This is a genomic window from Tolypothrix campylonemoides VB511288_2, from assembly GCF_045999855.1.
GTDB classification, from domain to species: Bacteria; Cyanobacteriota; Cyanobacteriia; order Cyanobacteriales; family Nostocaceae; genus Scytonema; species Scytonema bouteillei_A.
This window is the reverse complement of the sequence record NZ_JBFPMW010000019.1, coordinates 123041-138729: the sequence shown is the minus strand read 5'-3', so window position 1 is coordinate 138729 and position 15689 is coordinate 123041. Positions and strand designations below refer to the sequence as shown.

The 15689-nt window shown below is 41.4% G+C and carries 9 protein-coding genes; 4 read left to right on the top strand and 5 right to left on the bottom strand.

What is annotated here, in order from left to right; translation table 11 throughout:
* Positions 1–1646 precede the first annotated feature (1646 nt).
* A complete protein-coding gene (locus AB0756_RS37180; RefSeq protein ID WP_038081092.1) occupies positions 1647–2369 on the bottom strand; it encodes a Nif3-like dinuclear metal center hexameric protein in 723 nt (240 codons plus the stop codon).
* A 448-nt stretch (positions 2370–2817) separates the two neighbouring features.
* Between AB0756_RS37180 and AB0756_RS37175 the strand changes: the two genes are divergently transcribed.
* Both AB0756_RS37175 and AB0756_RS37170 read left to right on the top strand, forming a co-directional pair.
* Positions 2818–4188, top strand: coding sequence for a sensor histidine kinase (locus AB0756_RS37175; protein WP_237265908.1), 1371 nt, complete (start codon positions 2818–2820; stop codon positions 4186–4188).
* Positions 4189–4733: 545 nt separating this feature from the next.
* Entirely contained in the window at positions 4734–5231 is a 498-nt protein-coding gene (locus tag AB0756_RS37170) for a hypothetical protein (protein WP_038081087.1), read from the top strand.
* Positions 5232–5293: 62 nt separating this feature from the next.
* On the opposite strand, the gene AB0756_RS37165 is transcribed toward AB0756_RS37170, so the two are convergent.
* Positions 5294–6436 carry an extracellular solute-binding protein gene (locus tag AB0756_RS37165; protein WP_038081093.1) on the bottom strand — a complete coding sequence of 381 codons (1143 nt, stop codon included), beginning with the start codon at positions 6434–6436 and terminating at the stop codon, positions 5294–5296.
* Positions 6437–6778: 342 nt separating this feature from the next.
* Between AB0756_RS37165 and AB0756_RS37160 the strand changes: the two genes are divergently transcribed.
* The gene (locus AB0756_RS37160) at positions 6779–7156 is read left to right on the top strand and encodes a hypothetical protein (protein ID WP_038081085.1); all 378 of its coding nucleotides are present in this window, start codon (positions 6779–6781) and stop codon (positions 7154–7156) included.
* Between the two features lie 305 nt (positions 7157–7461).
* Here the strand turns inward: AB0756_RS37160 and cobT are convergent, their stop codons facing one another.
* The 3 genes from cobT to AB0756_RS37145 form a co-directional block, all read right to left on the bottom strand.
* Positions 7462–8643 (bottom strand): nicotinate mononucleotide-dependent phosphoribosyltransferase CobT, encoded by a 1182-nt coding sequence (cobT, locus tag AB0756_RS37155; RefSeq protein ID WP_038081084.1) that lies wholly within the window; start codon positions 8641–8643, stop codon positions 7462–7464.
* Between the two features lie 313 nt (positions 8644–8956).
* Complete coding sequence (locus AB0756_RS37150) at positions 8957–9628, bottom strand: DUF2232 domain-containing protein (protein WP_038081082.1); 672 nt, start codon at positions 9626–9628, stop codon at positions 8957–8959.
* A gap of 54 nt (positions 9629–9682) precedes the next feature.
* Positions 9683–10381, bottom strand: a complete 699-nt coding sequence (locus AB0756_RS37145; protein ID WP_038081081.1) for a Crp/Fnr family transcriptional regulator — start codon at positions 10379–10381, stop codon at positions 9683–9685.
* A 560-nt stretch (positions 10382–10941) separates the two neighbouring features.
* Here AB0756_RS37145 and AB0756_RS37140 point away from each other — a divergent pair.
* On the top strand, positions 10942–15471 hold the full coding sequence (locus AB0756_RS37140; protein ID WP_038081079.1) for a hypothetical protein: 4530 nt from the start codon (positions 10942–10944) through the stop codon (positions 15469–15471).
* Positions 15472–15689 lie beyond the last annotated feature (218 nt).

Below are 15689 nucleotides of genomic sequence, written 5' to 3'. Positions count from 1 at the left end.
AGGGGGCTTTCTGTAATTAACAATGTCTCTACCAGTCCTGTTGCGACAAATGCACACTTGTTTCTTTGAAGAAGATTTTCTATTTCAGACACGGGATGTCTATAAAATTCCTAATTGATTTTTGAACTGTTATGTAAGATAGGTAATGCCCACCAAAAGTCTCATGTGGTAGGCATTACTCACCCTACAGCACTTAAAAATTTTCATAAATGATTTAGGCTTCCTATATCAATTTTAGATATGTGTTGCGTTTCTGAGTGCGCTTTTTCAGTAGGTTTTATTGAGGTTATTGGATATCTTTTTTAGTTTTAAAAGAACCATCTGATGTCATTTATGGTTTTTAATTTATTGCATTAACTTTTTTCTTGGGTGCCACTCTGGCACGTTTCTTAGAAGTCTAAAAAACGTTAAATACACTACAAAATCAGATGAGAATATATGTAACTACTTCTTTCAACTTCTTTCATGAGATGAAATGAATTAACTATGTTGAAATATATCATTATGTTTATTGCTAAGAATGCAGGGCAATACCCCTCATATGTCAGTTTTCTTTAACAGTCTTTAAACCAATACTGCAAGGGCTCTCGAATTTTTGTAGGTTGGACAAAACCAACAAATGCCTGTAATGTTAGGTTTCGTTCCTCAAAGGCCACATCGCTCAACGGGGGGCTTAGGGGTCCCCACGAAGTGGGGTTGGGGGGAAACCCAGAGCAGTTGCTCCTCTTGGGCAAAAACGACAGGTGCTATCTCCTGCAAAGACGCTGCGCGAACAACGGAGGAAACCTCCCTCCGGGTTCACACCAGTCCCGGTGGTCTCGGGAAACCCCCCTACTTTCTCTGGATTCACCGCAACGCACTGTCTCCCTAAGACCGCACTGCTCTGGGCACGCGAGTGACTCCCCAACCTACTACCGCATCCACCTGAAAATGTTAGGTTGAGGCTGCTCTGGGGCAGGGGGCACGGGAGCTGGGGGGAAAGAATCACAGACTCATTAACCGATTAATTTCTACCCAACAAATTAACCTAGATGCGCTACTACGTGTTTTCGCATTTTTAGGCTTAACCGACAAGTATTGGTCTTTAAACTGTTATCAATTAACAAAAAGAATTTATAAGACAAAAAAGTGGGAGCAAGCATATTAGTCCCTTTCTTGTTCCCCCTCTTTTTTTACTACTGAAGCTTGATTATTGGTAGGGATTTCAGCCATTTATACATTTCTTCGTCTAGCTGTTCTGACTCCGTCTACCTTCTTTATTGGCGAAAAGTGTATCACAAATAATTGAATATGTGATACACCCTGATAATAACACCCTTGAAGTCGTTTACCATCTTTAACTGTCTTTAATGTATAGAGCTTATTCATGTCTAAGTTGCCATTTTGGCAATTCTTCTATTAATTAAAGACTGTTAAATACAATACTTTTTTATTAAAAAAATATTTTTTTAATGTATTTAAAATTATTTATAAAAATTTGTAAATGGTCTGTTGTCCTAATTTTCAAACAATTAGTGAGATAAACCGCTAACCTCACTTTGTACAACTTTGTCTGCTTGTAGGTAACTTTGTCAAAATTTTTAGAAGCGGTTGAATCCATATGCTCTTCTTACCTTTGCTTCTCTGCTTTCGGACTTCTGCCTTCTTCACGAAGCACAGACAATTTCAAGACTAGACCAGCGTTCGTGCAGCAATCTAGCAAGCGCCCACAAACCCGATATTTCGCTACGGCGATGACCGACAGCGATCGCATTCATTTTCGTTTCTTGCAATGCAACATCAGCCCCTTTGCGTAACTGTCCGGTAACGTAGGCTGTTGCACCGCGATTTGTTGCTGTTCGTACCAGTTCGTCTGTCATTGCACCGACAACAGCAATTTTTCGGACTTTGTGATGGTTATCAACTCCACGTATGTGCTCGTATCCACCAAAAATTTGACTGATGCGATCGCACAACTCAGCAAAGCTTTGCGTTGGAATTTCTCCAATCATTCCAATAGGTCTGTTTTGTTTCTCACCCAAAACTTCCAATTCAGACATTTTCAGTATTTTCGCCAATTTTGGGTTAAATGAGAGTGTTAAACGTTCATCAAATGCCAAATGATAAGAGATAACACCGATATCTGGTGCAAGTTGTTTTGCTTGAAGTTTCCAAGGTCGATGTAAGAACAGAGCATCTAAATTTTCTGCGTCCACCCATTCTTGCAACTCCGTCCAAGGTTCTAGCACTAAACCCAAACGCTTGATAGGACGTATTGAAGGGACATACACACCCCCTTGCTCTTCCTGGGAATATTTATCAATATCCAAAGAGTCATTTAGGAATTCTGCTATCTCTTCTAACAAAAGAGAGTTAAGTTCAAAAATCATCAGTAATTTAACGGTTGTACTTAAACATGAGAAAACGCTATTTATTGTAACATTCCTGAGAGTAAGAGAATCAGTCTCTAAAAAGATCAGAATTTTTTTACTTTCATAATTTTCAGCAACTATATAATATTGCTATAGCAATCCTCAATCATTTGAAAAAAATTTGAATTGCTAATAGCTAATTGCTTTTTGACCATTAGCTATTAGCCATTAGCAGTCTTCACTCTTATTTTTATATTTCATTGAGGACTGCTATATATCTTACGATAGACATTTTTAGATAGAAACCTTTTGGTCGCTTAACTTCTTTTAATTTTATGGCTAGATATGCAGTTGCAGTAAATTCTTTATACCCTTAGGCTCGCTAGGAGGAAGCAGAGAAAAACAGGTACTTAGATAAAACACAATTGCATTCTTGACTTAATACTGGATGTTTTACAAATTGTTTATGCCTATAGCTTTTATTCCTCACGGTCATTGCTATCTTTGGAATCCTGGATTAGTTTGGCTAAATATCTTATCAGACAGCTGTATTGCGATCGCCTATTACTCAATTCCATTAGTACTCTGCTATTTTGTCCGCAAGCGTCAAGATTTACCGTTTCCTGGAATTTTTTTGCTGTTTGGAACATTCATTGTTGCTTGTGGTACTACCCATGTTATGGAGATCTGGACACTTTGGCATCCAATTTACTGGGTGAGTGGATTGTTGAAAGCCCTAACTGCTATTATTTCGCTATATACTGCAATCACTCTAGTACCGTTAGTTCCTTTAGCACTTGCTCTTCCGAGCCCAGAGTCTTTAAAAAAAATCAACTTAGAACTAGAACAAGAAATTAATGAGCGAAAGAAGATAGAAGAAGCTTTACGAATAGTTTCGCAACAAGAACGAGAAAAAGCAACCCAGCTAGAAATCACCTTAGAAGAACTCACTCGCACTCAAAGTGTGTTAATTCATAATGAAAAAATGGTAGGTTTGGGGCAATTAGTTGCAGGAGTTGCTCACGAAATTAACAATCCCGTTAGCTTTATCTATGGCAATGTCGCACACGCTCAGATCTATGCTCAAAGTTTGTTAGAGCTTATAAAACTCTACCAGCAATATTACCCCAACCCTGTAGCAGAAATTCAACAAAAAAGAGACGGCATTGAATTAGATTTTATTGCAGAAGATTTTTCCAGATTATTAATTTCCATGACAGCAGGTGCGAGACGCATTAGCCAAATTGTGTTTTCCTTACGGAATTTTTCCCGTCTCGGTGAAGATACGCTCAAAAAAGTTAATATTCATGAAGGTATAGATAGTGCGCTGTTGATCTTGCACCATCGTTTACAACAACACGAAACTAGAGAAATTCAAGTTATCACAAACTACGGCGATCTGCCCCTTATAGAATGTTATCCCAGTCAACTGAATCAAGTGTTTATGAACATTCTTAACAATGCTATTGATGCTTTAGCTGAAATCCACACTAAAGAAATAGAGTTGGATGGAGCGATTAAGGTTATACAACCAATAATAGAAATTTCTACTTGTATAAAAAAATATAATGAAAAGAGTCAAAATATGGAAGAACAAGACTATGCTGTCATTAATATCGCTGATAATGGTTGTGGAATCAAGCCAAGCATCCAACAGAAAGTCTTCGATCCATTTTTTACAACCAAATCTCCTGGTAAAGGAACAGGTTTAGGATTATCTATCAGCTATCAAATTGTAGTGAACCAACATAAAGGAAAACTTTGGTGTCATTCAGAGACCCATTTAGGAACGACTTTTGTTATTGAATTACCAATAACAAGTAGTTCACCACATTGATTTTGAGGGCTCTCAAAACTTGGCATCACCTCGTTTTGGTAGCTCCGCCTGGGAATACCTTAAGGGAAGCTCAGCCTCGCAGTTTGCATTCTGTGCTAGATTCACCGGAACGAGAGAGGAAAAATCGTTTCACCTATCAGAATTAATGTGGCGGACCCCAGTAAGGAGTGACCAAGACAATGACTGCCAAAAAGCTCACAATGCTCATCATCGTCCACTCTACAACACTAATACTACTGTGGGAAGCGCAGGTATTACTTGTGATGCCATCTCACCTGCTATAAATAAAACTTGAATTTTTACTATCTTCAGTATTTTTACGCAATTTAATTGCTCTCTAAAATCTCTGTAGCTTGCACAATTATTGCATTATATAGCACGGATTTATTATTTCAAAACCAACAGAAAAAACGAAACTTAATTGGATAAGTTCTGTCTTATACTGAGGGAGGAAACTCATTTCAAAAGCACCAAGTTGTGCTTTGTCAAAAACTGTGAGTATAACTACTAAGACCTCCCCGTGAATTCTACTTTTTTATTCAACAATGCGCCAGCTTGCACTACTTTTAAGTATCTGGGTAACTGCAGTTTCACTGCCAAATCAACCGGCATTTGCAGAAAATGCACCCATTCCACTAGCTTCTGACAAACCGTTGGAATTAAATCTATTGGCCAGTCCCACAGGTTCTGTTGTTACGGCTAACACCATCGAGCAAGAGAATTTGACAGTTCCTAGTTTGTGGTTGGCAAAGGAAAATTCGGAAAACAAACTCCTAGATAACTGGATAGCATATCCAGTTTCTGGTGCAGAACCCGCCAGAATTGACTTGATCGTTAATCAACAAATTTGGACTTTGCTAGATTATCTAGAACGATATGATTTCGTAAATCGTTTGGGTACAGTCGCACGCAATTATGGTTACAATATGCGCGTGTTTAACTATCAACAAGAACGACTGGCAACCTATACGTGTAATTTTAGTGCGAGTCCAGCTATGTGCAGAATAGACATGAATCTTCAAAGCAAGCTGGGGTTAAAATAAGTCAGAATTCGCAATTCGGAATTCGTAATGAAAAGTACAATTACGAATTCCGACTTATTCCCCTACCCTTGAATGCGAGCAAATAAGGCTTGATACTGAGCCGTGGCTGTTGGTGATAGAGGAAGTAAAAAATCACTTTTATCAAAAACGTCAGTATTCATCTGTAATAGATTACGTAATGACTCTTGCATATCGGATGATGGTAAATTTGCGATCGCCGGAGAATTCGTTTTGGTAAGCAAAGATATTTCTTGAGCAACTTGAGGAGTTAAACAAAAATCAACCCACTGGTATAGTAGATCTTCATTTTCCTTACCTGCGGGGCTTACCCAGAGGTCAGCCCAGATTGCGGTTCCAGATTTGGGAACAACTACAGCCAGTTGGGGATAACGCCCAAGTGTTTGGACAACATCATTTGACCAACCCACAGCCAGCCAGGTGTCCCCAGTAATTAGGGGTTCTAAATACTTTGTTGAACCGTAAAATTTTACCTGTCGATCTAGTGAGACTAGTTCTTTTTCTAAATTCGTAACTTTATCAAGATTTTCCTGATTGTAAGATTGCCCCAGTTTTTTTAAAACCAAACCAATTGCTTCTCTTGGCTGTTCCAACACCGAAATACGTCCTTGTAGGTCATTTCGCCACAAATCGCTCCAATCTGTTGGTGTCCATCCCAATTCTTGGAACTTGTCACGCCGATAAACAATCACCGTACTCCCCCAACGATAAGGGACCGCCCAAACCTTCCCTTTAGAATCAATCTGACCTTTGTCATTGCGCGTTACTAAGTTTTGCCACCGTTTGGGTAAAGCAGACCAATGCTTTATTTTTGCCACTTCTAATGGTTTAATGAGTTTGTCTTGAATGGCCTGAGTTAGCCAAAAATCTCCCATCGTCACTAAGTCAGATATAGCTGATTTCTGATTAGATTTCATGAAAGGTAAGGAAATTCCCCATTCTGGTTCCTTGGTATTTGTTTTCTTCTGCCAATCTTTCAATTTCTCAATTAAGTCTTCTAATTGCTCTACCGGAGCAAACTTTAATTGTGCCTTCAATCCCCGGCTAAATTGACTGACCACTTGACCGGGAATAGAACCTTTTAACAACTGTACGTTGAGTGTTGCTTGATTATGTTCACTGCATCCAATCAGCAGTTGTGACAGTGCTAGCGCACTTGTACTCAGTAAAAAAGACCTTCGCTCCATTGATTTTATATTTGAGATGCCCGAACTTTCAGTTAAAACTGCCATCAGTTACCGCTTTGCTGCAACTTCCAGTGTAAGTTTAACAGTGACTGGCGAGCGGTGACCAGTTAGGGCAAATGCCCGTAAGTGTCTGGGACAATAATGTCTTCAATTGTAGACATTCATTTTTCTACATAAAAAGGGTCAGTAACACTTTAAGAAATTATGTAGAAATATTTCAAATTAAAGATTTAAATAATGCATTTCAACAGAAAATATTAAAAGTTAAAAAAATCATAAATATAGTTAATATTGCCAGGAGATTTTATAACATAGAGAGAAATAAGCGGACGAGGGTATTACATGGAGCCATTACAAAAGCAAGTCCTGACATTGAGTCAAAAATTGGATGCCCTCTACCAGGTCATTGAGCAGCTTGATGGTAAGGTTTCTCAAGCTTTATCAGATTGCAGCTTGGCAAAAGAAGAGTCAAGGGATAATTTCCTGGAAAACAGTAGCGATCGCCGTCACCAGTTCAAAGGACATTCCATTTTCAATTCAGAACTCGAACATAAGGATGTCATAGCCGATGGCATTTATTCAGATAGCAACCTTCAAGCTGGGGATAAACAAATAACACCAGAAATTCAAATTCAACGTCTGACAGCACAATTAACAGCAGCGTACAACCGCATAGCAGCTTTAGAAGAACAATTACTTCTTAAAAGAATAAGCTCTTAATGAAAACCAAATTAACTTTTTACTTTTGAGTTTTAACTGAATCTTCTAAATTTCCCCATTTGAGTCAATTCGTCTATTAGCAACGATCCCCGAGGTTTAAATTCAGAAAACAGGTTTTTTTCACAAATTAAAGCTCAAAGACTTTTAGTCGTCGCATGTAAGTAAAGCCCGCCCAGATAGTTTCAAAAAACGGGGTTACACGAGTACTTAACCATATTGATTTTGAGAGCAACAAGAGCCGCGACTTCTTTAAGAAGTCGCGAATCTCGATCGACCCAATCTGTCAAATTTTCCGTGGCGTACTACTAGTCCCCGTAGGCGGACTTTATTTGTTTTTCAATCTCTTGCAAAAGTTGGTGTTGTTGCCATTCTTGGTAGAGATAAGCCGCAATGCAAGAACCACCAGCACCTACACCTTCTTTTACAAAACCCTTTTCGTAAGCTCTCAGTTGCTCGTAACAAGATTCAGCAAAGCTTAATTCAGTGGCCAGTAAAGGCGGAGTGAATAATTCATAAGGAGTATTGCTACCCCTACCAATAAGTTCAGCTAATTCAATAGTTCCCCCTGTTGAGTCCTCTGCTACCCAACGGGTTGTTCCCACAATGACTTCTTCAACTTGCCAAGGTAAGCCATACACTTGTGCGATCGCACAAATCAAAGCATAGACTGCCAGCATTTGTGTTCCACCTGCAAGCAAAACACCACAGCTGCGACTTAAAGCAAGAGTCATTCCAGCAACTGCGACTTGCATGGGATCTCCCACTGCAGCGACAAGTTCTAGGGGATCAATTGGGGAGTGAAGGAGTGAGGGAGTGAGAGAGTGAGGGAAGTTTTTCTCGCTCCCTCCCTCTTTTGCTCTCTCCATCTTCTTCAAACCAGCTTGCACAAGCGCCCACTTTTGAGCGTGATTGCAAACAGGGTGACTGCTGTTAACTTTTCCAACGGCTTGTACACCCAAGCCAGTCAATATTGCTAGAGCAGTTGTCGTTCCTCCAACAACGCACTCGCTTAAAATGTAATAGTCTTTTCGGTCATGATTTGCTAAGCGTTCGCCCCATTCCATCCCTTGCTTCAATAGGTGATGGACTGTTGCAATATCCATAGCCTTACCTTGGCTCAAACACTTGGCTGGAGAACCGCCCAAATCTATTACAGGAACAGGAGGGGACTGGGGCAAACCAGCATTAAATATATATACTGGTATTTTTAGTGTTTCAACCACAGCACGGGTAATGAAGACGGGAGACACTCCAGCTATGAGTGGAGGTAAGGGATACTTGGGTTTTACACCAGTACCGTAGTATAAAAACTCAGCGTCTGCACAAGCAGTGTATTTTCTATCCTCTGGCGTTGAACCAGCCGCAGAAATACCTGGGATCAAACAAGTGTCAGTATATCCTAGAATGCAAGCAAACACGGGTAGACAACCTCGATACTTAGTCATCCATTCCTTAGCTTGCTCAATTTGAGTATAAATGCGAATCATATGGCAGTACGGTTCAGTTAACAATACTCATCCTTGAAGAGCCCCCATCTCCCCCCAACCCCAGCTACGGTAGTGTACGGATCTCTAAAAAAGAGATGAAACATCGTGAAAAGGGAGAATTGGAATGAAGTTCCCCCCTTTTTTAAGGGGGGATCGAAACCGCTTTTAATGCACCATAGAAGACTTGTGTACACCACCGCAGTTGAGCGCTCGGAGGCTAGAGGGGATCGAGTCTTATCTGAACCGTATTGAATCATATGGTTTGGTTAGTGGTTCGTGGTTAGTAGAACAACCAACAACTAACAACCAACAATTATTCGTAATCTAAAATAACTTGTACCCAACGTGGAGGGCGGGGAATTGGGTTTCCCAAGCGATCCAAGAGCAGCCATGCGCCCAAATGTACTACAAATAGATAGATAAAATTGTTCAAGACAATCAGAGCGATCGCGCCGACTTGAATCAAGAATACGCTGGGGCTGGACAAAATACCTAATTTGAGAAATATCCACTCGATGAAATCCGTCACTTGATTGATTACGTAAATCCAGAGGTCTTCATTAGATAGTACAGACAGCAACCACACTCGGAAAAATACCCCCAAAGTTCCCAGTAGCGTACCCAAACTAATGGAAACGATCCAAGGAACGCGGCGAGTCCAAGTTGCGCCCAAAAGAACACCCATAAACGCAAAGGGCATTACAAAGAGAAGACTGCGGACTGGTCCCATGAGGACTGAAAGCAACAAACCAGAAGTCAGAGCTGCCATCCACGCCGCCCTGCTACCCCAGCGAAGGTAGACTAAGGCGATAGGTACGGGGAAAAATATCCGCAAAACAGGTCCTAGAGGAAAGTAAAAATTAATAAACCAAATTAAGCTCGCAGTGCTAGCCAAAAATGCTGTTTCCACCACTCTTAGTGGTGCTTCCAATTTCATAGAATTTTGATTTAAATCGTTTTTCTTTACCATCAATTCATCAAACATCCATTTTTAGCTATCAGCAACCAGTTCTTCACCAGTCGCCGGTCACCCATCACTTTAAACAATCATTCGTTCCAAAGCTGATATATCGGGAATACAGATAACATCTTGCTCTCGTCTAATCAGACCTTTTTTTTCTAACCTTGTTAAGACCCGCGTGACAGTTTCCCTCGCTAATCCACTTAAACTGCTCAATTCTCGGTGAGGTAAATTAGGAATTTCTGTTCCCGCTTGTGCCTTTTTGCCCTGTCCTTCAGCCAAAAACAGCAATGTGTCTGCCACTCGTGATTGACTGTCAGATTCCCGCAATCGCAGCCGCCGATTGACTTGGCGCAATCGCCGCGCCATCAGTTGTGCCAATCGGACTCCAGCCAGAGGTTCTGTATAAAGCAATTTGAGAAAATCCTGGGATGGCATACTGCCAATTACTGTAGGAGTCAGTGTAATTACATCGGTGGAACGAGGTACTTCGTCAAGGGCTGCCATTTCGCCAAATAATTCTCCTTTTCCAAGGATATTTAGCGTCACTTCTTTACCCTCTAAATTGTAGGTACGAATTTTTACCCAGCCCTCCATAATAAAATACACAGAACCGCCCCAATCATTTTCCAATAGAATAACTTGGTTTGCTGGGTGAGTGCGGGTCACAAGATGGGTGAGCGCAGGTTCTACGACCGTTTCTGGCAGCCCCTGAAAAAAGGGAGCCAAGTTCATCCAGGAATTGCCAGGTGCTTGTAAGCTATACCTTTCTTCCATCACAAAATCTTTACTGTACTGTTAAGCAGCAAAATATAACAGTTCCTCTGTAAGCATATGCTATTAAAGCACAAGCCACTCAATATAAAGCTAAACTATGTTACACGATATAGCAGTCGGAATGACTCTTATAAAAAATGTTTACCCAACTATTAAATTAGAGTAAAGTTTTTCCAACAATCTTATGCAGCAAACGCGCCTTTCTCAACGGTCACCAATGATACAAGCGCTCTCGCATTACATTGTAGATAAACTACACTCATGATACTCAAGATCGTTTATTTTTGGTAACCTAAGATTTCTAACAGCGAGCCGCAACAAAAATATAAAGATGAGAGAAAAATAACAGCGTACAGAGCGAGATTTGGTCAACTTGCCGATTAAGAACACTTTTTGTGTGCCGAAACCGCAGCGAGCTGTTAAGCTATTCTCTCAAAGTAGGCGAATTTTTGACACATCATATTGATAGACGCCGCTATTCACGAATAACATAAATTGCAACAGTTGTACAGCACTTCCTAATATCACCCAACTTACAGTTCTATATAAGGTAACTTAACGTGACTTCCCGGTTAACAGAAACTCAAACCTTAATTGCAGATATTGACCGCTTACTGACTAACAAGCGACTGTCTCGGTTTCTCTCGAGTCAAGCGTCAGAACCCCGACAGATTTTAGAACAAACTCGAAATTTTTTAGTCAGGTTGGCTGAAAGCGACGAACAGGAACGCGAGCAACAAATACAACAATCTCGCTTGCTTGCAAGATATGCAGGACAAGACGAAACTGCCCAAACATCTCCTGTGGAGCAGTACGAACTTCAACAACAGGAAACCGCCGATACTTCTACTGTGAAAGGAGAATTTTCAGCTTTTCTGGCACCTTTGCAAGCAGAATTGCAAACCCTGCTGCAAGAACGGGCAAATATTGTGGAGGAAATCAGGCAATTAGAACAAAGGCGGTTGCATAACTACTCCTTAGCACAACAAGTGGCGAATCAAGAGCACATGATTTCAGAATTCTTGCAGGTGCTTAAGAATCGCCTGGTCACTGGTTCAACGTCTCCTGTAAATGAGACTAATTCTCAAAAAATATCCATTCCCAGTACTGACAATGCTTCTGCTACGCTTAGTCCCAGAAGTTATGTCCAGCCCATCACAACTTCTACTCCAGCACTTTCACTGCACTCAGCAGATCGAGTTGAGGAGGTAGCAAGACTCGCCCGAGAACTCGATCAAAAGTTACTAGCACTTGATGGAACTGTGAACGTTGTTTTTGACTCTCTACAGCGCAACATCCACACTTATCATGAGTCTTTATCACAAGCTCTTGCAAGAATGCACAGCAAAGGAGTCCAGGGAGAGCAGTTACTGACGGGTTTGATTGGTAATTTAACACAACATTTACAGCAGTACACTTATGAGAGCGAACCATCTAATAATGATGTAAACGAGGAAATCTTAAAGCCCACCCTATCTCAACAGTTAATACCTGAGTTATTAGAAGCCAAGCCAGTTGAAACTTTATCCTCACCCACAAATACTGCTATTGCGACCCAGACAGACTTTGAGGTATATGAGGACGCTGATACCTCAGAAACTATAAGTGCAGTCCAATCTCCTCTCGAGCGAGACACGCAAAAAAACTTAGTTAGTTATAGTACTGCTGATAGCGGAGAACTGGATATTTCTCAAACAGAACCGGATGAAGTCGATCGCCTGTATGCCAGTCTGTTTGAAAATGAGGTACGCGATCGAGAAACAAATGTCGCAACAAATGAGGCAAAAGATATCACCCCTAAGGAAACAAATGTCGCAACAAATGAGGCAAAAGATATCACCCCTAGGGAAACAAATGTAGTAACAAACGTATCACTGAGTCAAGTAGATGTAACGGACGAGTCTGCTGATTCTCCCATTACACCTGTGATTGCTCAAGTGCAACCAGAAGTCCCATCACGGAAAGTTCCTGTGGAGGTTAAAGATGTTAAAAAGGCAACAAATTTTATAGATGAGTTGTTTATGGGTATTTCATCCTCCCCACCCACAAAAACTTCTTCTCCAAAAGTTAATCCAATTGCAAAGGTAGTTCCACCAGAAATTACTCCTCATATCAATCAGTTTACACATTTTGTAGATGAGTTATTTACAGATGTGACGCCATCCTCATCTACGCAAATTCCACCCGCAACCACAAATCCAATCCCAACGGTAGCACCACAGGAGAGGATTCCTGAGGTTCAAAACTCAACAAATTTTATAGATGACTTATTCACGGAAACTCCACCCTCAACAACAGATGGAGAACAACTCGATTCAGAAACTTTCTTACACGAGATGGTTTTTGAAGCACCGAATGCGATGGATTTGGTAGAGGGTAACGTAACGGATTTCAAAGAAGAGTCAATTACAGACGACACAATCCAACCAGCCGAGCCCACAAATCAAGAAGTCCCTGCTGGTTCTACCACTTCGATACCAGATCCTTGGGTGGAAGGTTCGGATAAAAAACTTTTGAATCTTACTCATGCCGACACTCAGGAAAGACAAGAGATTCCTGTGGAAATTACAGGGGTGGATAGCGTAGTGAGCGATGAAGCAACTTTTATGGTTGATGAACCGCCCAGTGCTGATATCATTACAGCCTTAACTGACTTACTAAATGATACGAGTGATGGCGAACAGGTTTTGGAAGAGTCTCCTATTATACCAAAAAATACAGAAATTGCCACTTCCGAAGCTCAACCTTCAGTGACCATCATCGATAATCGTGATGCTGATTCTTCTCAAGAAAGTTATATTCCCGCTTCTCCACAAGAAAGTTTGCTACTGCAGGAGGAAAATCAATCTGCGGAAGTTGCTGATATTTCATTGGAAGAAGCCCAGTTGCAGCAATTGGAGCAGGATTTGGCGAGTTTTGATGGAGAACTCAATTCTCTGCTCGAACCTCTTCAGGATTTAGAAAATCGAGAAAATGCACAAAGTCGGCTTATCCCGCCAGAAGTTCCACAACCGACAGGGACTGAGTCGGGAGCGATCGCAGAAAAAGAATTGGTGGCTGCAACTGAAAAAAAAAATGAAGCGACAGAAGAACAACTTGTGGGTTCTTTAGTTTCCATTTCTCGTTCCACAGATGATAAAGAGGTAACACTTGAAGCTGCTAACTCAGTTTGGTATTTAGGAATTGATTTGGGGACAACTGGAATTTCTGCTGCACTGTTAAATCGCTCTACAACCGAGGTTTATCCTCTCTACTGGATAGCAGAAAATCAACCAGAGACAAGTGCGCGGTCTTTTCGTTTACCTGCAGAAGTTTATTTACCAACGGCTTCTGTAAATGCTAATGAAACAGAGAATTCTCACTCCCACGAGCAAACGCCAGCTGCGGCTGTGGGTGAAGAAAAGTTATCTGAGAGTGAAGGTGGAAGTTCCCAAGGGGGTGCAACTCAATCGCACAACCTATTTTCAGCGCAGTTAAAACCGTATTTGCAAATCGCCCTTCCTTACAAAAACGAACAACAAAAATGGGAACCGATTTTGCAGTTAAATGACTTTTCTACAGTTCCTTTGGTTTGGGTTGTGCGATCGCTTTCAAAACTGCTGTTAACCTTAATGGCAGACCGCAGCAGCACAACTTTAGGTTTAACGGCTGCTGCTGTTGGTATAGAGCAAGACATTTTCCGGATCATTATGAGTCGCGTGACGGGCGTCATTTGTAATTGCCCGTCGAATTGGTCGGAACAGTATCGCTTTAATATTAGAGAAGCGATACTCACAAGCAAACTGGTAAAGCACTCACAACAAGTCTTCTTTGTAGAAGAAGCGATCGCCTGTTTGCTGTGCGAACTAGATGGTGCTAATGGGGAGATTGTCAAAATCAAGGGTCGCCAAGGGACTCGTTTGGCAAAAACCAGCGATCGTCCTTTAAACGGTAGCACTCTTGTCATTAATATTGGAGCCGACGCAACAGAAATGGCGCTGGTTGATTTGCCAGACAATTTAGAAGACTTAACCCATAACGATTTCATGCTCCACGGTTTTACCTATGCGGGTTCGGGAATCGAGCAAGATATTATTTGCCAATTGCTACTTCCACCAAAATGGCGACAACCGCGTACTGACAATCAAAGCGAGAGCAAACCGGTGAGCAGCAACCCCTGGCATTGGCAACCCGCCGTTCCTGGCTTAGATCGAATGAGTTTTTCTAGCTTGGGTTTAGAAGAATTAACTTTGCCAAGACCGGGAGAACCCGATTTGGTAGAACGAGTGCGTTTGCAGCAACGTCTGGAAAGTTCGTTGTTAGGAAAAGCAGTTGTGGATGCAGCTGTTGCTCTCAAGTTAATCCTACAACACCAAGAATCCTTCACCTTAGAATTAGCCGATCAAAAATGGGTATTGCAGCGGCGAGACTTAGAGAGCCAGGTGTTTGTCCCCTTTGTACGCCGTATTAATCGAGAACTCAACAGATTGTTAGTTGCTAAAGGCTTACCCACAGAAGCAATCAATCAAGCCATCTTAACGGGAGGGGTTGCTTCCTTAGGAGCTGTCAGTCGGTGGCTGCGTCAAAAATTACCAAATGCCAGGATTATCCAAGATTTGTACCTCGGTGAAAACGGTTCACCCACTTGCAGCCGGGTTGCATACGGTTTAGCCGTGCTTCCCCTGCATCCTCAAGTCTTAGAAGTTTCCAGACAACAGTACACTGATTACTTCCTCTTCACGGAATTGCTGCGAATCTTGCCAACTCGACCGGTATCTTTTGGAGAAATCATTCAGTTGTTTGAGAATCGCGGTATCAACACGCGCAACTGTCAGCAACGCTTGCTTGCTTTTCTAGAAGGCGAACTTCCACCGGGTTTAGTACCAACAAGCACTGAAGCGACCTGGCTTGTTCCGGGTTCATCTGAGAATCCCGATTATCAAGCCTTCTCGGCTGCACCACTGTTTGAAAAGCAAGGAAGTCTCACCTATCGTCCCAATACTCAGCAACTGCAAGCGATCGCTCGTTATCTTGATGCCATCAAAGCCAGTACCCGCCAATCACTCGATGAACCCTACACTGTTAATTTTGCTATAGGCGTCCTTCAGTAAGAGGGGACAAGGAGGACAAGGGAGACAAGGAGGACAAGATCGAAGTTTCTTCCTTATCTATCTTGTCTACTTCCTCTCCTTTCTCTGCAATTCCCAATGTCTAAACCCTAAAAATACAGAAAGTTTAAATACTCCTCCCTATCTGAAAGATTATATAAAATTTCAGTTGTGACCTTTCACTTAAAAGCATTACTGGTCTATATTAATACTATATAAAT